At 67.6% G+C, this 17,375-nt stretch carries 17 protein-coding genes and 1 tRNA gene; 7 read left to right on the top strand and 11 right to left on the bottom strand.

The annotated features are described in order from the left end of the window. Window positions 1-15: 15 nt before the first annotated feature. Entirely contained in the window at window positions 16-921 is a 906-nt protein-coding gene (gene gnd, locus ISP17_RS07725; protein WP_404631757.1) for a phosphogluconate dehydrogenase (NAD(+)-dependent, decarboxylating), read from the bottom strand. A 111-nt stretch (window positions 922-1,032) separates the two neighbouring features. Then, complete coding sequence (locus ISP17_RS07720) at window positions 1,033-4,494, bottom strand: glycosyltransferase (protein ID WP_404631756.1); 3,462 nt, start codon at window positions 4,492-4,494, stop codon at window positions 1,033-1,035. 449 nt (window positions 4,495-4,943) lie between these two features. Here ISP17_RS07720 and ISP17_RS07715 point away from each other — a divergent pair, with 449 nt between their 5' ends. Beyond that, window positions 4,944-6,503 carry an MASE1 domain-containing protein gene (locus ISP17_RS07715; protein WP_404631755.1) on the top strand — a complete coding sequence of 520 codons (1,560 nt, stop codon included), beginning with the start codon at window positions 4,944-4,946 and terminating at the stop codon, window positions 6,501-6,503. A gap of 45 nt (window positions 6,504-6,548) precedes the next feature. Here the strand turns inward: ISP17_RS07715 and ISP17_RS07710 are convergent, their stop codons facing one another. From ISP17_RS07710 to ftsY, 6 genes are all read right to left on the bottom strand, one after another. Further along, window positions 6,549-6,995: a hypothetical protein gene (locus tag ISP17_RS07710; protein WP_404631754.1), complete on the bottom strand. Its 447-nt coding sequence runs from the start codon at window positions 6,993-6,995 to the stop codon at window positions 6,549-6,551. A gap of 236 nt (window positions 6,996-7,231) precedes the next feature. Next, window positions 7,232-7,307, bottom strand: a tRNA-Phe gene (locus ISP17_RS07705). A gap of 82 nt (window positions 7,308-7,389) precedes the next feature. Next, window positions 7,390-7,668 carry an oxidative damage protection protein gene (locus ISP17_RS07700; RefSeq protein ID WP_404631752.1) on the bottom strand — a complete coding sequence of 93 codons (279 nt, stop codon included), beginning with the start codon at window positions 7,666-7,668 and terminating at the stop codon, window positions 7,390-7,392. Beyond that, window positions 7,665-8,738, bottom strand: a complete 1,074-nt coding sequence (gene mutY / locus ISP17_RS07695) for an A/G-specific adenine glycosylase (RefSeq protein ID WP_404631750.1) — start codon at window positions 8,736-8,738, stop codon at window positions 7,665-7,667. Before mutY ends, ISP17_RS07700 begins: the two co-directional genes overlap by 4 nt. Further along, window positions 8,735-9,790 (bottom strand): AsmA family protein, encoded by a 1,056-nt coding sequence (locus ISP17_RS07690; protein ID WP_404631748.1) that lies wholly within the window; start codon window positions 9,788-9,790, stop codon window positions 8,735-8,737. Before ISP17_RS07690 ends, mutY begins: the two co-directional genes overlap by 4 nt. A gap of 24 nt (window positions 9,791-9,814) precedes the next feature. Beyond that, window positions 9,815-10,909 carry a signal recognition particle-docking protein FtsY gene (gene ftsY / locus ISP17_RS07685; RefSeq protein ID WP_404631746.1) on the bottom strand — a complete coding sequence of 365 codons (1,095 nt, stop codon included), beginning with the start codon at window positions 10,907-10,909 and terminating at the stop codon, window positions 9,815-9,817. 74 nt (window positions 10,910-10,983) lie between these two features. On the opposite strand from ftsY, the gene rsmD reads away from it, so the two are divergent. The 6 genes from rsmD to ISP17_RS07655 all read left to right on the top strand — a co-directional run bounded on the left by rsmD (window position 10,984) and on the right by ISP17_RS07655 (window position 15,098). Beyond that, on the top strand, window positions 10,984-11,556 hold the full coding sequence (gene rsmD, locus ISP17_RS07680; RefSeq protein WP_404631744.1) for a 16S rRNA (guanine(966)-N(2))-methyltransferase RsmD: 573 nt from the start codon (window positions 10,984-10,986) through the stop codon (window positions 11,554-11,556). A gap of 42 nt (window positions 11,557-11,598) precedes the next feature. Further along, window positions 11,599-12,126 (top strand): pantetheine-phosphate adenylyltransferase, encoded by a 528-nt coding sequence (coaD, locus tag ISP17_RS07675; RefSeq protein ID WP_404632671.1) that lies wholly within the window; start codon window positions 11,599-11,601, stop codon window positions 12,124-12,126. Continuing rightward, on the top strand, window positions 12,119-12,619 hold the full coding sequence (locus ISP17_RS07670) for a hypothetical protein (RefSeq protein ID WP_404631742.1): 501 nt from the start codon (window positions 12,119-12,121) through the stop codon (window positions 12,617-12,619). The genes coaD and ISP17_RS07670 overlap by 8 nt, the downstream gene beginning before the upstream one ends. Before the next feature lie 98 nt (window positions 12,620-12,717). Next, on the top strand, window positions 12,718-12,978 hold the full coding sequence (locus ISP17_RS07665; RefSeq protein WP_404631740.1) for a YfhL family 4Fe-4S dicluster ferredoxin: 261 nt from the start codon (window positions 12,718-12,720) through the stop codon (window positions 12,976-12,978). Window positions 12,979-13,164: 186 nt separating this feature from the next. Further along, window positions 13,165-14,031, top strand: a complete 867-nt coding sequence (locus ISP17_RS07660; RefSeq protein WP_404631738.1) for an MBL fold metallo-hydrolase — start codon at window positions 13,165-13,167, stop codon at window positions 14,029-14,031. Continuing rightward, a complete protein-coding gene (locus ISP17_RS07655) occupies window positions 14,031-15,098 on the top strand; it encodes a TMEM43 family protein (RefSeq protein WP_404631736.1) in 1,068 nt (355 codons plus the stop codon). Before ISP17_RS07660 ends, ISP17_RS07655 begins: the two co-directional genes overlap by 1 nt. Window positions 15,099-15,213: 115 nt before the next feature. On the opposite strand, the gene ISP17_RS07650 is transcribed toward ISP17_RS07655, so the two are convergent. The 3 genes from ISP17_RS07650 to flgM are packed head-to-tail and all read right to left on the bottom strand — an operon-like array spanning window position 15,214 to window position 17,316. Beyond that, complete coding sequence (locus ISP17_RS07650; RefSeq protein ID WP_404631734.1) at window positions 15,214-16,482, bottom strand: EAL and HDOD domain-containing protein; 1,269 nt, start codon at window positions 16,480-16,482, stop codon at window positions 15,214-15,216. Window positions 16,483-16,534: 52 nt separating this feature from the next. Next, the gene (locus ISP17_RS07645; RefSeq protein WP_404631732.1) at window positions 16,535-16,981 is read right to left on the bottom strand and encodes a flagella synthesis protein FlgN; all 447 of its coding nucleotides are present in this window, start codon (window positions 16,979-16,981) and stop codon (window positions 16,535-16,537) included. Further along, complete coding sequence (gene flgM, locus ISP17_RS07640) at window positions 16,978-17,316, bottom strand: flagellar biosynthesis anti-sigma factor FlgM (RefSeq protein WP_404631730.1); 339 nt, start codon at window positions 17,314-17,316, stop codon at window positions 16,978-16,980. The genes ISP17_RS07645 and flgM overlap by 4 nt, the downstream gene beginning before the upstream one ends. Between the last annotated feature and the right edge of the window lie 59 nt (window positions 17,317-17,375).

Raw genomic sequence — 17,375 nt, 5'->3', positions numbered from 1 at the left:
GTCTGGCCGCGCCGCTCATTCGTGCTTGATGGCGTGCCCGCCGAACTGGTTGCGCATGGCGGCCAGCAACTTGTCGGAGAACGAGTCGGCATCGCGCGAGCGCAGCCGTTCGAGCAGCGACAGCGAGATGACCGGCGCGGCGACATTCAGATCGATCGCCTCGGCCACGGTCCAGCGGCCTTCGCCGGAGTCGGCGACAAAGGGCGCGATGCCGTCCATCGACGGGTTCTTCGCCAATGCGTCGGCGGTGAGATCGAGCAGCCACGAGCGCACCACGCTGCCCTCGCGCCAGATCTCGGCGACCTGGTGCAGGTCCAGCGCGAACTCGCGCTTGTGCTGGAGGATCGAGAAGCCCTCGGCATAGGCCTGCATCAGTCCGTACTCGATGCCGTTGTGGACCATCTTGCTGAAGTGGCCGGCGCCGGCCGGGCCGACGCGGCCCCAGCCCTTGTCCTTCGCCGGCGCCAGCGCCTCGAAGATCGGACGCAGCCGCTCCACCGCGGCCTCGTCGCCGCCGATCATCATGCTGTAGCCCTCGGCCAGGCCCCACACCCCGCCGCTGGTGCCGCAGTCCACGTAGTGGATGCCATCTCCGGCGAGTGTCTCGGCGCGGCGCATGCTGTCCTTGTAGAACGCGTTGCCGCCGTCGATCAGCGTGTCGCCCGCCGCCAGCAGTGGCCGCACTTGAGCGATGGTCTGCTCGGTGATCTCGCCGGCCGGCACCATCAGCCACAGCGCGCGGGGTGCGGGCAACTGGCGAATCAGGTCATCCAGTGTGGTGGCGGTGCCGGCACCGTGGGCGGCCAGCGCCTCGCGCGCATGGGCATCCGGGTCGAAGCCGATCACGCGATGGCCGTGCTGCAGCAGCCGCTGCGCCATGTTGCCGCCCATGCGGCCCAGGCCAATCATGCCGATCTCCATGCATCCTCCTTGTAGTGCGCGGCGACATCACGCCGCGCGTGAGCTTGCATCATGCCGGGACAGGGCTGGAGTGCGCGTGAGGATGCGCGGCGCGCTGGTCGGGCAGGCCGCTCAGGGCACCGTCTCGTGATCCTGCTTCGCGCGTGCGGAGGCGCTCTCCGTGGCGTCGTCCTCGTGCGTCGCGTTCACCGTGGCCTTGCGCTCCTGCCGGCCCCAGCCGACCGACGGGCCGCGCAGGGCGGTCGACACCGAGCGCACCACCACGTAGTACATCAGCTGCCGATAGCCGAAGCGCTGCAGCACCAGCCACCACAGCAGGCTCCAGCGCTCGCGCTTCTCCATCGCGAAAGCCAGCACGCCCGCACCCAGGTCGACCGCCATGAACAGCGCATAGAACGCCGCCATGGTCAGCAGGTTTTGCGAGTTGAACTGGCCGCGGTGCTGCAGGTAGTCCAGCCCTGTGGCGATGATCTGCCAGACCAGCAGCAGGTCGACCAGCGGCGATACCACCGAGAACACGATCTGGAACAGCCACACCTGCGGCAGCGCGATCATGCCCAGTGCGCCGTAGCGCGGGCGGAACGTGGCGTCGCGATGTTTCCACAGGCACTGCAGCGTGCCGTAGGCCCAGCGGAAGCGCTGCCGCGCCAGGCCGCGGGCGGTGTCCGGCGCCTCGGTCCAGGCAATGGCGTCGGCATCGAACAGGGTCCGGTAACCGGCCTTCTGGATCGCGATGGTGAGGTCCTGGTCTTCCGCCAGCGTGTCGCCGGGAAAGCCGCCGAGCTGCTCCAACGCCTCGCGCCGCCAGGCGCCGACCGCGCCCGGCACCACGGTGATCGCGCCCAGCGCGGCGAGTGCGCGGCGTTCGAGGTTCTGCGCGGTGATGTATTCCAGCGCCTGCCACGCGGTGATCAGGTTGATGCGATTGCCCACCTTGGCATTGCCGGCGACGGCGCCGATCGCCGGATCGGCGAACCAGCGCACGAGCCGCGCGATGGTGTGCGGTTCGAACTGCGTATCGGCATCGAGCGCCACGATCACCTGTCCGCGCGAGGCGCGCAGCGCCGTGTTCACCGCGTTCGCCTTGCCGCCGTTGGGAATGCTTATGAGCTGCACGCGGGGATCATCGGCGTACTGCGTGCGCACGATTTCGGCCGTGGCGTCGGCAGAGCCATCGTCGACCACGATGACTTCCAGCGCCTCGTAGCGGCTCTTGAGGATGCGGCCGATCGCGCTGGCGATGACTTTTTCCTCGTTGAACGCTGGAATCAGCACGGACACCAGCGGCGGTGGATGGTCCAGCACCGGCGCCACGCGTCGGCGATCGCGATACCAGTTGAGCAGGCCCAGCCCGCCCAGCAGCAGCAATCGCGCCACGCCCAGCCAGATCGCGGTGAGAAACAGCGCGTTGAGGAAATGGCCGAACCAGCCGAGGGTTAGGAATACCGAGCGGTCCGCCCACTGCGACAGCGAGCCGACGGTGAGCGGCGGCATGCCCTGGTCGCGGGTGAGGCCGGCCAGCGCGGAGACGGTGACGAAGTCGTAGCCCTCGGCGCGCAGCGCATCGATGATCTGCGGCAGCGCGGCGACGGTGTTCGCGCGATTGCCGCCGCCGTCGTGCAGCAGCACCACGCGGCTCTGCCGGTCCGGGCTCTGGTGATGCACCTGATCGAGCACGCTCTGCACGATCTTGTCCACCGGCGGGCGCTGCCAGTCGTCCGGATCGATGTGCAGGCCCACCGCGATGTAGCCCATCGCCTGGGCCTGCTCGATCGGTACCAGCTCGTCGGACGTGGTGGGCTCGGCGTCGCCGAAATAGGGCGCGCGGAACAGCCGCATCGAGCGACCGGTGAGCGCCTCGAACAAACGTTGGGTGGCGTTGAGCTCGAGCGCGGTGATGCCCGGCGAGGTCTCGCCCAGGTTCGGATGGGTGAAGGTGTGGTTACCCACGTCGTGGCCTTCGTCCACCATGCGCTGGACGAGCCGTGGCGACGCCTCGGCGTTCTCGCCGATGATGAAGAAGGTGGCCGGAACGTGCTTGGCCTTGAGGATGTCGAGGATCTTCGGCGTCCAGTCCGGGTCGGGGCCGTCGTCGAAGGTGAGCGCGATCTTGCCCGGCTGGATGCCCACGCGCTGGATCACGTAGGAGGTGGGCAGCGCGGTGTATTGCTCGCCGTCGATCTCGCCACTGTCCTTGTCGATGGTGAAGGTGCGCGCGCCGGCTTGCGGCTTCGAGGCGATCTGCAGGATTTCTCCCTGGCCCTCGATGTCGATGTCCTGTCCCTGGCCGATCTCGCGCAGGGCGTCTGGTGCGGTGGCGCCGTAGGGACGTCCGATCACCGACCAGATCGACGGATCCTCCGAACCCAGCCGCCACACTGCGTAGCCGTAAGGCTGGTAGCCGTCGGCATCGTGGATCTGGTTGTAGGCGGTGGTGGCATCGAGGAACCACAGGTCGTGGACGGTGCCGTTGTCCTCGCTGTAGGAAAAGTGCGGGTTCTGCGTATCGTCGTCGAAGTCGATCGTGGCCTGCGCGTCGGCGGCGCGGTCCATGGCGTCCTGGAAGGTCACTGCCTCGGCATTCTGACCGTGTGCCCAGTCGTAGCCGTAGCTGCCGAGGGCGACGATGGTCTGGTCGGGGTCCAGTTCCTTCATGCGCTTGTCGAGCGTGCTCTCGAACCAGTCCTGCGCGGCGATGCTGCCGGCGTCCTTGCCGGCCCAGTGCTGGTCGTAGGCCATCAGCAACTCGAAATCGACGATCTTGGCGAAGCCGGCGTAGTCCCACGCCTCGTCGTCGAACGGCACCGACAGCACGATGCCCCAACCGTGCGGCGCGAAGGCGTCGGCCAACTCGCCCAGGAACTGCTTGAAGTCGCCCTGCGCGCTGTCGGGCACCTCCTCGAAATCCACGGTAACGCCCTGGAACCGGTTGGCGTCGAGGAAGGCCACGATCTGTGCAATGCGCTCGTGCCGCAGGTCGGGATTGGCGAGCATCTTCGCCAGCCCCGGGCCATCCCATTGGCTGTTCACTGCGTTCTGCAGCAACGGCAGGATCGGGGTGGACGGCTTCTCGCGCCGGATCAGCTCCAGCGCCTTGGCGTCGATACTGGTCTTGAGCGCCATGTCAGGCCCGCTGACGCTCATCCAGCTGGGCACCACCCAGTCCAGCGTCGGCAGGGCCCGCTTCAGGGACGGATAGCTGCTGTCGTCCCAGTTCACGTAGAAGCCGATTGCCAGTGCGCGGCCCTCGGGCTTGTCCAGTGACGGCGGCGCGGCGCGGAGCGCTCCATGCGTGCGCCCGGGATGAACATTGTGGTGGTGGGCCCGCACCTCGGCGGCCAGCTGCGCAGCCCGTTTGGCCAGCGCCGGCGCCGCCAGCTTCACGCCGTTCAAGGCATGCAGGCCCTTGCCGTGTCGGCCCAGTTGCACGCCTTCCATGGTCGGCCCCACGAACAGGCTCAGTACGAAGGCGATGACGAAAAGGGTGCTGATGACCGCCAGGGTCAGCCCCATTCGCGACAGCCGACTGGCCCGCCGGCCGGTGGGGTCGAAAAATACGGGCTTCTTGTGCATGGGGCGTTGCTGACAGGTCGAGAGCGCTATTGTGGTGCCTCCGACCGGCTTTCCGTGAGGGGGAGGCTCAAGTCGCGAGATCTTCCGGCCGTTAACGGTTCAGCCTTCCCGCGGAGATCCCGGGCTTCAGCGTCCATCCACAGGAACCGTAGGGGATCGCTGACAACGAGTAATCCATCGCAACGCGGGTTCCGGCGGCGCCGCACAATGGAAAGGCGGTATGCCGGGGGCTCGTGGGCGTTGGGCACTACTTCGGAGCGCGTAAGCCAGGGCCGGAAACCGTTGTATTGACCGACCCCGGCCGCTTGTGTTTGAAGTCGACGCATACGATGATCAAAAGGTTAACGTGCGGCGCGCAGCTCGCCGCCGGTCTGCCGGGGATGTACAGGGGAAGTATCCAGCGCAGGGGGAAGCAGTCGATGTCTAAGCAGGGAAGTCGATGGGTTGAGATGTCGAAGCACGTCGCCGTGGCGCTGGGATATGCGCTGGGCTTCATGCTGCTGCGCGAGGTCTCGTTCTCGCACTGGGTGCTTTTCGCTGGCCTGCGGTTTTGCGCGTTGTTGCTTGCGCCGTACAAATATTGGCCAGCCTTGGTGGTCGGTGAGCTGGGTCCGGCCGCGTACACAAGCTTCAGTTGCATCGAGGTCTACGGACTTGCGTGGTCCGCGCTTGCAGCCGTTCCGCCCATCATTTTGGGTATGCCGCTGGTTTGGTGGGGACGCTCCCGCCTGGATGTTCTGCCCAAGAACGGTTCGGTAAATATCAGATCGCTTCTTTTGTGCACGTTGGCGGCCGCGATTGTCTGGAGCTTCTTCAACCTGGCGGTCCTCTCTCTTGCCAAGCTGCCGGCCAATGCTCCCGCTCTCGCTTATCCAAGCATTCTCGGGCGCTGGTTTGTCGGTAATTTCCTTGGAGTGCTAACGATCGCCCCGCTTGTTCTGAGCTTGCGCGAGCTGTCGGTCAGGCGCTCTGGAAGCACGGCTATTCGATCTGTGTTCGACACGGGATTGCTCGGTACTGGCGGCGTGGTGCTTGCTTCCCTGGCTGCCCTGGCCATGGTCGGGCATTTCGCGTCCAGCGAGGGACTGCGGCAAAGCGCTCGAATGGCAATGTTCCTGCCCGTTGTCTGGCTGGCGTTGAAGCACGGATGGCATGGTGCCGCCATAGGCGGAACGTTTGCGAGTATCGGCGTAGTAGTGACGATGCCGGCAATCGCTGACACCGACACCATGCAGGCTCAGGTATTCATCGCTTTCGCCATCACGACAATGCTGCTCCTTGGAGAACGCATCGCATCGCTCGACTACAACGGGCGAAAGGAGCAGCAGGAGCTCCGTAGCGCGATGGTGCTTGCCCAAAGGAACATGTATCTGGGTGAGTTGCATTTGCGCCAGACCTCAGAGGCTCTGGAGCATGTCCGCGAAGCAGTCCAAGGCACCTATGGCCAGCTTCTGACCCGGCTTCAGCACCTGCTGCCCGATCAGGATGAAACGAACTACCGGAAGAAAGTGGCGGTTACCCAGCAACAACTGTTTCGGCTGGCCGACAGTCTGAATCCGGTCGTGTGGCGTTCCGAGGGTTTGGCCGCAGCATTGCGTCAGGGCTCAATTGCACGTGCGTTGTCTGAGTGCGGCGTCGACTATTGGTGCGGCATTCGGGACAGAGGGTTGGACGGCATTTCCGACACCCTCTCCATCGCTGCCTACCGACTGGTATGCGACGCCATTTTCGATCTTTGCAAGGATCACCCTGTCAGTTCAGTATCGCTGGCTCTCAAAGCCGGGCGAGGGAACCAGGGCCGCCGATGGCTGATGGTGTCAATTACGGCATCCCGACTGGGTGATGTAAGGCTCCTTCATTCCGCGGAGCTTGCCTTGCGGCTCTCCTCCAGCGGGCTGGGAATCGAGGCCGTGCGAGACAGGGTTTCGACCTTCTCCGGTCGGCTGAAGTACCGCCAGTTCGATGATCATGCGCGGATCAGCATCATCATGTACGACCCCCAGCCCTGACTGATCGTCAGGACTGGGGGTCGGTTCAAGCCCACATCCAATCTATCAATTGACGCGGGTGCTGCATTCCACGGGGTCAGTGCACCCGGTCGAGGTTACGGACATCTGCACCGTGCCCGTGGACAGCGCGGCGGCCTTGATGGTGGTGGTGCCATCGCTGTACACCGTGTCACCCGAGGTGTCCGTCGTGGTGGTGCTGGTGGAGGTGGTGACGCTCTGGGCGTCCGCACCGATCGGCAGCACGAGCACTTGGCCGCCCGCGGTGGCAATCGCAGCGTGCACGCCGCCGTTGGTGTCATTCACCTGGACGTAGCGGACGCCGTCTTTCTCGAACACGTACACGTGCCAGTGCGGATTGGCGCTGACGTCGGTGGCGTTCGGCCAGGACTGACCCAGGCCGGAGGAGGGTGCATCCGTGGCCTGGGCCATGCTGGACAAACCGAAGGCGAGGAGCGCCCCGGCGATTGCGTGAAAACGCGAAATCTTGAGCATTGCAAATCCCCTTTTCTGTAGAAGTGATAACTGCCGGTGATCGTGAGATCGCGCCCAACATACCACCGCGGGATTTCGTTACATCGGGAATTGCATCACGTGGAATAGGCCAGATTCCTATACGCCTGGATGAGCTCCATGCGCGAGCGGCCCTGGAATCAGCGTAATGGGGCGGTGCGGGCCGTGGTGATGAGCCAAACGAAAAAGCCCGCCTGGCGGCGGGCTTTTCGATGTCATGGTGGCCGGGGACGGAATCGAACCGCCGACACGGGGATTTTCAATCCCCTGCTCTACCAACTGAGCTACCCGGCCAGGGTATGGGTCCGTCGATGCATGCGCGGCGATGGCCGGTGCGTCGTGGAGCCGCGCATTAAACTGGATGCGCCTTCCTGCGTCAAGACTCGGACGGCGGCGGCACGTAGCCCGCGGGCTGTTCGGCGCCGCCCTCGAACAGGAATTTCTCCATCTCCCGCGCAAGGAACGAGCGCGCGGTCGGATCGAGCGGGTTGAGCCGGTTCTCGTTGATCAGCATGGTCTGGTGCGTCATCCACTGCTGCCATGCCGGCTTGGAGATTTCCGCGTAGATGCGTTGGCCGAGCGGACCGGGCCACGGCGCGAAGTCGAGTCCCTCGGCATCGATGCCGAGCTTGCTGCAATGGACGGTGCGGCTCATGGGGATTCCTCGTGATCGGCTTGAAGGGACTGGAGCAGGACGCGGACCGGTGCGGGGAGGCCCAGTGCGGCGCATTCGTCCCGATCGCACCAGCGTTGCAGCGGCTGGTCGGCCACGCCGGGGCGCGCGCTGGCGCGATCGAACAGCAACGGCTCCACGGCGAGCTTGTAATGGCTGAAGACGTGGGTGAACTGCGACAGGGGCCTGGCGTCGTCCACCCGTGCCCATTGCTCGGCGATACGCCAGGCGGCGTCCGGATCGGACGCTTCGGGCAGGCTCCACAGGCCCGACCAGACGCCCTGCGGCCCGCGTCGCTCCAGCAGGACGCGGCCCTGCTCGTCGCGCAGGATCAGCATCAGCGTGCTGCGGACGGGCTGGCGCTTGCCGGGCTTGGCGGTGGGCAATTGCGCGGTGAGGCCCTCGCGGTGGGCCACGCAGTCCTCCTGCAGCGGGCAGTCGCCGCAGCGCGGCTGGCTGCGCACACATACGGTAGCGCCCAGGTCCATGATGGCCTGGGTGTAGTCGGCCACGCGCTGGTCGGGCGTGTGCGATTCGGCGAACTGCCAGAGTTCCTTCTCGACGGCGCTTTGCCCCGGATCGCCGTGGATGCCGTGGTAGCGGGTCAGCACCCGCTTCACGTTGCCGTCGAGGATGGGAAAGCGCAGCCCGTGGGCTTGCGCCAGGATCGCGCCCGCGGTGGATCGCCCGATGCCGGGCAGCGCACGAAGCGCGCCGAAGTTGCGGGGAAGTTCTCCGTCGTGGATCTCGGCACAGCGCTGCGCGGCCTGGTGCAGGAAGCGGGCGCGCCGGTAATAGCCCAGGCCCGACCACAGCGCGAGCACGGTGTCTTCGTCGGCGCATGCAAGGTCGCCCAACGTGGGTAGTGCCTCGACGAAGCGGTGGAAGTACGGAATGACCGTGGCCACCTGGGTCTGCTGCAGCATCACTTCGGACAGCCACACGCGGTAGGCGTCGCGGCGACCGTGCGGGCCCTCCTGCTGCCAGGGCAGATCCCTGCGGCCGTGCTGGTCGAACCAGCGCAGCAGTCGATCGGCGACGCGCTCGGTCATGGCGAGCCGGTAGGCCGGGAAGCGGTGCTGGCCGAAGCGGCAGGGAAGTCCTTGCCGATGTTCAGGCTCAGCCCTTCCACGCTGATGCCACCGACATCGAGACGCTCGGCATCGACATGGCCCTCGCCCGGCGGCATGGTGAGTGTGGTGCTGCCGCCGTTGCCGAGCTGCGACCACCAGCTCGCCAGCTGCAGCGGCGGCAGGCGCAAGTCGACATGGTTGGCGGGGCCATCGAGCTTGAGCGCCAGCAGCAGCGGGTCGCGCGCATTGGCCGGGGTCAGTCGAAGCGCCACGTCGTAGCGCCCGCTGTCCGCACTGTCGAGCTGACCGGTGAGGTCGGCCGAGGCATCGGCCGCGCCGTGCCAGCGAGCGCTGCCGCGCAGGTCCGCCGCCATGCCCGCACCGTGCGACAGGTGCAGCACGATGTTCTCGAACAGCATGCTGGCGCCGCTCATGCGGGGCGTGGCGAGCAGGCGCAGCTGCACCGGATCGTCGCTGGCGTCGCGTCCGGTCATGTCCAGCGAGAATGGCTTGCCGGGATTGAGCTGCCCGGTTTCCAGTGCGAGGTTCTGCAGCAGGATGTCGTTGCCGCGCACCACACTGGCCCGGCTGATCAGGATGCCGGTGTCGATGCGGGGAATCTGCGGCGGATGGGCGGCATTCGCAGCAGGAAGGCTGGCTGCCCACGCCTGCAGTGCATCCAGATCGACGCGCGGAGCGTCGATCTCCAGTCGGGCGATCACTGTGGGGCCGCCGAACAGGGTGTGCCACGGCAACGCCAGCCGGCCGCGCGCGGCCAGCAGGATCGGCATGCTCGCATTCTGTTCGTTGAGCGTGATGCCTTCGAGCTCCAGCGCGGGTCGGGGGAACAGCGCGGGGCGGGCGGGACTGGCCAGATGCAGTTCGAGCCCCGCCGCGCGGGCCTGCGCCTGCAGCGTGGCGGTGAAACGGTCGGGTTGCAGCAGCCAGTACACGCCGATGACGGTGACCAGCAGCAGCGCGGCCGCCACGCCGGCCACGCCGAGCAGGGCGATGCGCCAGCGACGCGTCATCCGCACTGGCCCGCGTGGCGCAACTCAGTCATGACCGAGCCGGGCAGGGAGCAGGCCGTCGACGAAGGCCTCGGCATCGAACTGGCGCAGGTCCGTGGCGGTCTCGCCCAGCCCCACGTAGCGGATCGGCAGGCCGAACTCACGCGCCAGTGCGAACACCACGCCGCCCTTGGCGGTGCCATCGAGCTTGGTCACCACCAGGCCGGTGACGCCGACGATCTGGCGGAACTGACGCACCTGGCTCACCGCGTTCTGGCCGGTGGTGCCGTCGATCACCATCAGCACCTCGTGCGGCGCCGCCGGATCGAGCTTCTTCAATACGCGGGCGATCTTGCCCAGCTCGTCCATCAGGCCGCCCTGGGTGTGCAGGCGGCCGGCGGTGTCGGCGATCAGCACGTCGCTGCCGCGCGAGCGGCCGGCCTGCAGGGCGTCGAAGATCACGCTGGCCGAATCGGCGTCCTGGCCTTGGGCGATCACCGGCACCTGGTTGCGCTCGCCCCAAGTCTTGAGCTGGTTCACCGCGGCGGCACGGAACGTGTCGCCGGCGGCCAGCAGCACGCTGCGGCCCTCGTCGCGATACCGGCGCGCCAGTTTGCCGATGGTGGTGGTCTTGCCCACGCCGTTGATGCCGACGGTGAGCACCACGAAGGGCTTGTGGCCAGAGACGTCCAGCGGCTGCTGCACTGGCACGAGCTGTGCGATCAGCGCCTGGCGCAAGGCGCCGAGCAGGGCATTGGCGTCAGCGAACTCGCGCGCGTGCATGCGCTTGCGCAAGGCTTCGACCAGATTCGTGCTGGCCTCGACGCCCACATCGGCGGTGATCAGCGCGGTCTCCAGCTCGTCGAGCAGGTCGTCGTCCAGCCGCGGATGGCGCACGAACAGCGCGCCGAGACTCTTGGCGAAGCCGCTGCCGGACAGGCGTTCGCGCCAGCTGCGCCTGGCCGGTTCAGATCCGCCCGGGGTTTCCGCTGCGGTGGACGCGACGGCGGCGGTGGGCATGGCCGCCTCTGGCGGCGCGCCGGGAACATCCGATGCTGTCGGGGCGGCGACGTCAGGTGCGGTGGCCGCATCCTGCGCCGGCTCGCCGTCGGCGGGCTTCTTCTTCCAGAACTTGAGCATTGCAGGGGCGATTCAAAGACAATGGGCGGCATGCTATCACCCCGATCCGAACTGCCCGCTGAGGGCGCGACCCGATGAGGCGCACGCCCGGGCGCATCCGCATCATCAGCGGCAGCCTGCGCAATTCGCGCCTGGATGTACCCGACCTGCCCGGCCTGCGGCCTACGCCGGAGCGGGTGCGCGAGACCCTGTTCAACTGGCTCGCGCCGGTGATTGTCGGAGCGCACGGGCTGGATCTGTGCGCAGGCACCGGTGCGCTGGGCCTGGAGGCGCTGTCGCGTGGCGCCGCCAGCGTGCAGTTCGTGGAGCCGCAGGCGAGCGCGGCCCAGGCGCTGCGTGCGAACCTCGCGCGGCTCAAGGTGGACGGGGCGAGCGTGGATGCGGTCGATGCCGCCAGCTTTCTGGCAGGCCCGCCGCGGCCGTTCGACGTGGTCTGGCTCGATCCGCCGTTCGCCGCGAATCTCTGGAGCACGCTGGCGCAACGGCTGGAGCAGGGCTGGCTCAGTGCCTCGGCGTGGATCTACGTGGAGTCGCCGCGGGACAAGGCGCCGGTATTGCCGGCCAACTGGATGCTGCACCGCGAGGCGCAGGCCGGCGAGGTGCGCCACGCGCTCTATCGCCGCGCCGGGACGCTTCCGTTAAGCTAAACGCCCATTCATTCGGGCTCCCGAGCACCCGTGATCAAGCCGTTGGTCAACAAGCGCCTGGCCGTCTATCCGGGCACCTTCGATCCGATCACCAACGGTCACGCCGATCTGGTGGCCCGTGCGGCGCCGCTGTTCGAGCGCATCGTGGTGGCGGTGGCCGAGAGTCAGAACAAGGGCAAGGGCCCGGGCTTCACGATGCAGGAGCGCATCGCGCTGGCGCGGCTCGCGCTGGCCGACCTGCCGAACGTGGAAGTACGCGGCTTCGATTGCCTGCTGGCCCGGTTCGTCGACGAGATTGGCGCCGGCGTGATCATCCGCGGGCTGCGCGCCGTGTCGGATTTCGAATACGAGTTCCAGTTGGCCAGCATGAACCGGCACCTGATTCCCCAGGCCGAGACGCTGTTCCTCACGCCGGCCGAACAGTACAGCTTCATTTCCTCCTCGCTGGTGCGCGAGATCGGCCGCCTCGGCGGGGATATTTCCGGTTTCGTGCATCCGGCGGTGCAACAGGCCATGCGCCAGCGCTGGCACAAAAAGCAACCTGAAAACGAAGGTGACCACCATGCGTAAGTTCGTCCTCGCCGCCACGCTCGCCCTGGCCGGTACCGTCATGCTCTCGGCCTGCAACAAGCAGGACGACGCGCAGCAGACCACCCAGCAGACCCAGAAGGCCACCAAGCCGACCGATCCGAACGACACCAAGGCCTGGAATGCCTACCTCGGCCAGATCGTCACGGCCAACATGCAGGGCATGAGCGCCGACCGCCCCTACGCCTACCTGGTGCCGGCCGGCGACGATGCCGACTCGCAGGCCAAGTACGGCCGCCAGCTCGAAGCGGTACAGGACGTGGTTGCCCGCGGTGTGCTGCCGGGCAACATGCTGGTGTTCGCCGGCCCTAGCTCGGCCAAGACCGCCGACTTCATCACGGCCGCGTTCAAGGACGCCAAGCCGGGTGCGTTCAAGGACGTCATCGTGCTGTTCATCGGTGACGAGGCCGACAAGCAGCGCGTCACCGACGTGCTGACGCCGACCAGCGCCAACATCCGCTTCGTCGCCATGTAATCGGCGCCCGCGGAGGCCGGGTCGCGCGCTCGCGCGATCCGGCCCGGTGCGCTGCGGATCGCCGCGGTGCGCCGGTTTCGCCGGCTGCGTACAGCATCATGTCCCTCAAGATCCTCGATACCTGCGTCAACTGCGACGTCTGCGAGCCGGCCTGTCCGAATCAGGCGATTTCGCTGGGCGAGGAGTTCTACGTGATCGATCCGGCCCGCTGCACGGAGTGCCACGGGCATTACGACGAGCCACAGTGCGTGGTGGTGTGCCCGGTCGAATGCATCATCATCGACCCGGAGCACGTCGAAACCGACGCACAGCTCGACCTGAAATATCGACAGCTGACCGGGGCCGGCGACGGTCACTGAGTCGGCGCTCCATCTGCAGGGCCGACCCATGGAATTGTTCTCGCTCATCGGCAACTCGCAGCGCCTCGACGGTGGCGCCATGTTTGTTCGGCCCATCCCTGGGCCTCACCCCCCGCTGCGCTCGGGGCCGCCTGCGGCGTCCGAATTCGTTCCGAACGAATCCGTGCCAATGCGGAAGTGATGGCCATGGAAATGTTCTCGCTCATCGGCAACTCGCAGCGTCTCGACGGCGGCGCGATGTTCGGCAATGCGCCGCGCGCGCTGTGGTCGCGCTGGATCGCGCCGGATGAGCACAACCGCATCCCGCTGGCCTGCCGCTGCCTGCTGGTGAAGGATCTGGACGGCCGCAACGTGCTGTTCGAGACCGGCATCGGCGCGTTCTTCGAGCCGGCCCTGCGCGAGCGCTACGGCGTGGTGGAGGAGCGTCACGTCCTGCTCGATGCCTTGGCCGAGGCTGGCCTGTCGCACGAAGACATCGACGTGGTGGTGCTCTCGCACCTGCATTTCGACCACGCCGGCGGCCTGCTCGCGCCGTGGGCTGAAGCTCAGGCGCCGCGCCTCCTGTTTCCCAACGCGCGCTTCCTGGTGGGTGCCGAACACTGGCGCCGCGCGCTCGATCCGCATCCGCGCGATCGCGCCTCGTTCATTCCCGAACTGCCCGGCCTGCTCGAGGCCAGTGGTCGGCTGGAGCTGGTCGAGGGCGAGCACTCGACCACGCTGGGCGAGGCGGTGCGCTTCCATTATTCGGACGGCCATACGCCCGGCCTGATGATGGCCGAGGTCGGCGGCGTGGTGTTCTGTGCGGACCTGATTCCCGGACGGCACTGGGTGCACCTGCCGATCACCATGGGCTACGACCGCTGGCCGGAGAAGCTGATCGAGGAGAAGCGCGACTTTCTCGAGGACAAGCTCGCCCGCGGCGTGCGGTTGTTCTTCACCCACGACCACGATTGCGCGCTGGCCGAGGTGACCTGCGATGCGCGCGGCCGCTTCGGCACCGCGCACGAGCGCGCATCGCTGGGCGGTTCGCCGAGCGCGATGGAGGCAGCGTGATGCGCCTGCACATCTCCCGCGAACTGTCCGGCGGCGGCGTGCTGCTCAAGGTGCTCGGCGCGCTGCTGCTGCTGGGCGGGCTGGCGCTGCTGGCCTCCACCGAGAACGGTCTGCTGGCCTATCGCCAGGCGTCGCAGCGGCACGGCGGCGAGGTGCTCGATCTGGATCGGCAGATCGGCCCGGAGATCGGGCAGTACGGCTACATGGTGCGCGTCGCCGGCATGCCCCACGTGGTGGTACCGCCGCGCGATGTCGACTTCAACCAGAGCGCGGCGGTGCCCGTGCTGATCCGCCACGTGGAGATGTTCCAGTGGCGCGAGGTGATCGTCGGCGGTGTCGCCTACTACGAGCTGGACTGGGTCGATCGTCCGGTCGACTCCAACCGCTTCGAGCACCCGGCCGGCCACGCCAATCCTGGCGCGTTTCCGATCGCCGGTCGCCAGTTCGATGCCGGGGAAGTGCGCGTGGGCGGGTTTCGCCTTTCCGCACCGTTGCTGCACGCGCTGCCCGGCAGCGCGCGGCTCACGCCGGAGGTCAAGGCGCTGCCGCCGAATCTGGCCGCCAGTTTCTCGGCCGATGGCGATTACCTCACCACCAGCGCGCATCCGGACTCCCCGCGCCTGGGCGACCTGCGCGTGAGCTGGGAAACCGTGCCGCTGCAGACGGTGACCCTGATCGGCCGCCTCGACGGCGACACCCTGGTGCCGGCGAAGGATGCGGCCGACGGCAAGGGCTACGAAGTGCAGGTCGGCACTCGTTCGCTGGTCGACATCTTTCCCGATCTGCCGGTGCCGCCGGAGGCGGTGACGCCGCGACGGGCGATCGCCCTGCTGCTGGCTTCCCTGGGCGTGTTGGCGCTGCTGTGGGAGCGCCGCGAACACGTCAGCGACCTGCTGCTGCCGGTGGGCGTGGGCGCGCTGCTGATCGGCGCCGTGGGCGGGGCCATGTGGCTGGGCGGCAGCGCGGGAGTCAGCCTGCACTGGTTCGGCCTCGCCGCGCTGGGACTGGCGATCGCCGGCTGGCCGCTGTGGCGCAGGCACCGCGGCAGCGCTCGCCAGCACGGCTGAACGCAAATCCCGCGCCCGCCGGGCCATGCGGGCTGAATGAAAAAGGCCGCCTTTCGGCGGCCCTGGGCTTCATCGGTCCGATGGAATCGGGCCATCTCGACCCCGGTCGGCCCGCTCAGCTTGGCCTGGCCTCGGCGTGCGAGAACACCTGGTCGGCAAACTGGGTCGCTTCCAGATAGATCGCAGCCATGCGCTGGATGCGCTGCGGCTGCGCGTTCTGGCCGGTGAGCTCGCCCGCTTCCCACGCATAGATCTGCTCAAGCAGCGGGCCGAACGGGCCACGTCCGCCGACCAGCGCCTCGGCGATTTCCGGCACCAGCGGCAGGTGGCTGAGCACGAACTCCATCGGCGCGCACATCAGCGTGTCCAGCAGCGAGAACAGGCCGGTGGTGAAGGCCATCTCCTGCTTGTCGCGCGGCATGCCGGCGCCGGCGGCGAGCTTCTCGCACATGTGGGCGCGAATCAGCGCTGCGCGCAGCAGTTCCGGCGGGCGGTCGTCCATGCCGCTGAGCGACATGGTGTAGATCCAGTTGCGGGTGCGGGTGACGCCGAAGAAGATCGCCGCCTGCTGCACCGACTTCAGCTGCTTGGGCAGCGAGAAGTAGGCCGAATTGACGCAGCTCAGCAGCTTGTAGCTGAGGATGGCGTCGTCGCGGATGATGTCGCCCAGTTCCACCGGACCCGGGTTGGACTCCTGCAGCTCGCGCATCAGGCGCAGCATGCTCAGCCGGTTGGCGGTGAGCACCGGCACTTCGACGGTTTCGGGAATCAGCAGGTAGCGGCCCTGGATCGCCTGCAGCGGCAGTTCCAGGCAGCGCTGGTAGGTGGCGTGGTCGTCGACCTGGCCGGCTACCACCCAGATGCCGCGATCGTGCAGCTGCTGGCTGGCTTCGCGCAGCACTTCGGGCGCCATCACGCTAGCGTCCAATCGCACGAACTGCACGATCTGCAGCAGCGCCTCGAGCGCGGCTGAACCGGTGATCTGCGGCTCGTTGACGTCGAGCATGAGCAGGCAGCCGCGCTGGGCCATCTGCTGCAGGCGCTCCATCAGGGCGGCGTCGTGCGCCACTTCCGGGCGCAGCAGCACGCCGAAGCGCGGCTGGTGCAGCAGCACGTCGGTCTGCTCCAGCAGCAGCTCGCGCGACAGGCGCAGGAAGGTGCGGTTGCCACGCACGAGACGGGTCAGCGCGCCGTCGAGGATGGTCGACAGCACGCGCTGCATCAGCACGGCCTCGTCGATGCCCTCGCGGTGGAACAGGATCTCGTAGGCGAACAGCTGGCGCTTGGCGTCAAGCATCGGCAGTCGCACCACCGGCAGCGGTTGTTCCGTGCTCATGGCGGGCGGGACGGCGGAGGAGGCGGTGGCAGCGGCAGCTTGGTTCATGGTGGCTCTTCGCGCGTGGGCGGGGCGCGCGTTGCGCCCTGCGGGGATGGGGTCAGACTTCCGCCAGCGTGTGCGAGCGGGCGCGCGCATGCAGCGCACCGCTGCGGCCATACACGCCGGTCTCGCTATCCTGGCCGGTGAGGATCGCCAGCGCCCGGCGCACGCTGCCCAGACGTTGCTGGACGATGCTGCCGTTGCGCTGGTTCTGGTCGCGGCAGTCGCGCAACCGGGCCAGCAGGTCCTGCCAGCGCGTCTGCTGTGCCGCGGCCGCGTGGGGTGCCGCCAGTGCCAGCTGCTGGCGCTCGGCGTCGAGTCGCTCCAGCGACTGCATCAGCGCCTGCTTGCGCGCGCCTGCCGCATCGATGGCGGGGACGTCGGCGTCGAGCAGCGCGGTGCGTTCGCGGGCGAGCGCGTCGGCCAGCTCGGCGAGCGAGCGCTGCATGTCGTCCAGCACGGCGCTCAGGGCGTCGTCCAGCTCGACCTGCAGCGCGGCACTCATGCGTTGCCGCCCGAGACCGGCTTGGTGCCGGCGATCTGGCTGTCCAGCGAGAGCATGCGGTCGGCGATGCGCTCCGGGTTCACCTGGTAGGTGCCGGCGGCCAGCGCCTGGCGCACGCGCTCCACCTTGGCGGTGTCGATCGGCGAGGAATCGCCGGCGCGCGAGGCTTCCTGCAGAGCGCGGGCCGAGTCGGTCAGGTTGACCTTGTCGGCGGACACCGCGCCGCCCGGCTCGGTGCCGGCAGCGGCGGCCGTCGCCTGCGACGGCGCGTTGCCCTGGCTGCTGTTCGCCTGCGGAAGCTTGGGCAGGCCGTTGTTGGAAATGGTCGTGTTCATGGGTCCGTTCTCTGGTCGGTTTAGGCCCTGTGCCCCTGTCATCGGCGGCGCTGGCAGGA

Origin of the sequence: Dyella ginsengisoli (assembly GCF_044904665.1) — a bacterium.
Taxonomy (GTDB): domain Bacteria; phylum Pseudomonadota; class Gammaproteobacteria; order Xanthomonadales; family Rhodanobacteraceae; genus Dyella_A; species Dyella_A ginsengisoli.
Note: the sequence above shows the minus strand (reverse complement) of the source record. Positions and strands in the feature narration are given on the sequence as shown.

Bases quoted from the DNA above. Each gene is read 5' to 3' on its own strand.
- gnd (WP_404631757.1), bottom strand. From the start codon at position 921: ATGGAGATCGGCATGATTGGCCTGGGCCGCATGGGCGGCAACATGGCG.
- ISP17_RS07720 (WP_404631756.1), bottom strand. From the start codon at position 4,494: ATGCACAAGAAGCCCGTATTTTTCGACCCCACCGGCCGGCGGGCCAGT.
- ISP17_RS07715 (WP_404631755.1), top strand. From the start codon at position 4,944: ATGTCGAAGCACGTCGCCGTGGCGCTGGGATATGCGCTGGGCTTCATG.
- ISP17_RS07710 (WP_404631754.1), bottom strand. From the start codon at position 6,995: ATGCTCAAGATTTCGCGTTTTCACGCAATCGCCGGGGCGCTCCTCGCC.
- ISP17_RS07700 (WP_404631752.1), bottom strand. From the start codon at position 7,668: ATGAGCCGCACCGTCCATTGCAGCAAGCTCGGCATCGATGCCGAGGGA.
- mutY (WP_404631750.1), bottom strand. From the start codon at position 8,738: ATGACCGAGCGCGTCGCCGATCGACTGCTGCGCTGGTTCGACCAGCAC.
- ISP17_RS07690 (WP_404631748.1), bottom strand. From the start codon at position 9,790: ATGACGCGTCGCTGGCGCATCGCCCTGCTCGGCGTGGCCGGCGTGGCG.
- ftsY (WP_404631746.1), bottom strand. From the start codon at position 10,909: ATGCTCAAGTTCTGGAAGAAGAAGCCCGCCGACGGCGAGCCGGCGCAG.
- rsmD (WP_404631744.1), top strand. From the start codon at position 10,984: ATGAGGCGCACGCCCGGGCGCATCCGCATCATCAGCGGCAGCCTGCGC.
- ISP17_RS07670 (WP_404631742.1), top strand. From the start codon at position 12,119: ATGCGTAAGTTCGTCCTCGCCGCCACGCTCGCCCTGGCCGGTACCGTC.
- ISP17_RS07665 (WP_404631740.1), top strand. From the start codon at position 12,718: ATGTCCCTCAAGATCCTCGATACCTGCGTCAACTGCGACGTCTGCGAG.
- ISP17_RS07660 (WP_404631738.1), top strand. From the start codon at position 13,165: ATGGAAATGTTCTCGCTCATCGGCAACTCGCAGCGTCTCGACGGCGGC.
- ISP17_RS07655 (WP_404631736.1), top strand. From the start codon at position 14,031: ATGCGCCTGCACATCTCCCGCGAACTGTCCGGCGGCGGCGTGCTGCTC.
- ISP17_RS07650 (WP_404631734.1), bottom strand. From the start codon at position 16,482: ATGAACCAAGCTGCCGCTGCCACCGCCTCCTCCGCCGTCCCGCCCGCC.
- ISP17_RS07645 (WP_404631732.1), bottom strand. From the start codon at position 16,981: ATGAGTGCCGCGCTGCAGGTCGAGCTGGACGACGCCCTGAGCGCCGTG.
- flgM (WP_404631730.1), bottom strand. From the start codon at position 17,316: ATGAACACGACCATTTCCAACAACGGCCTGCCCAAGCTTCCGCAGGCG.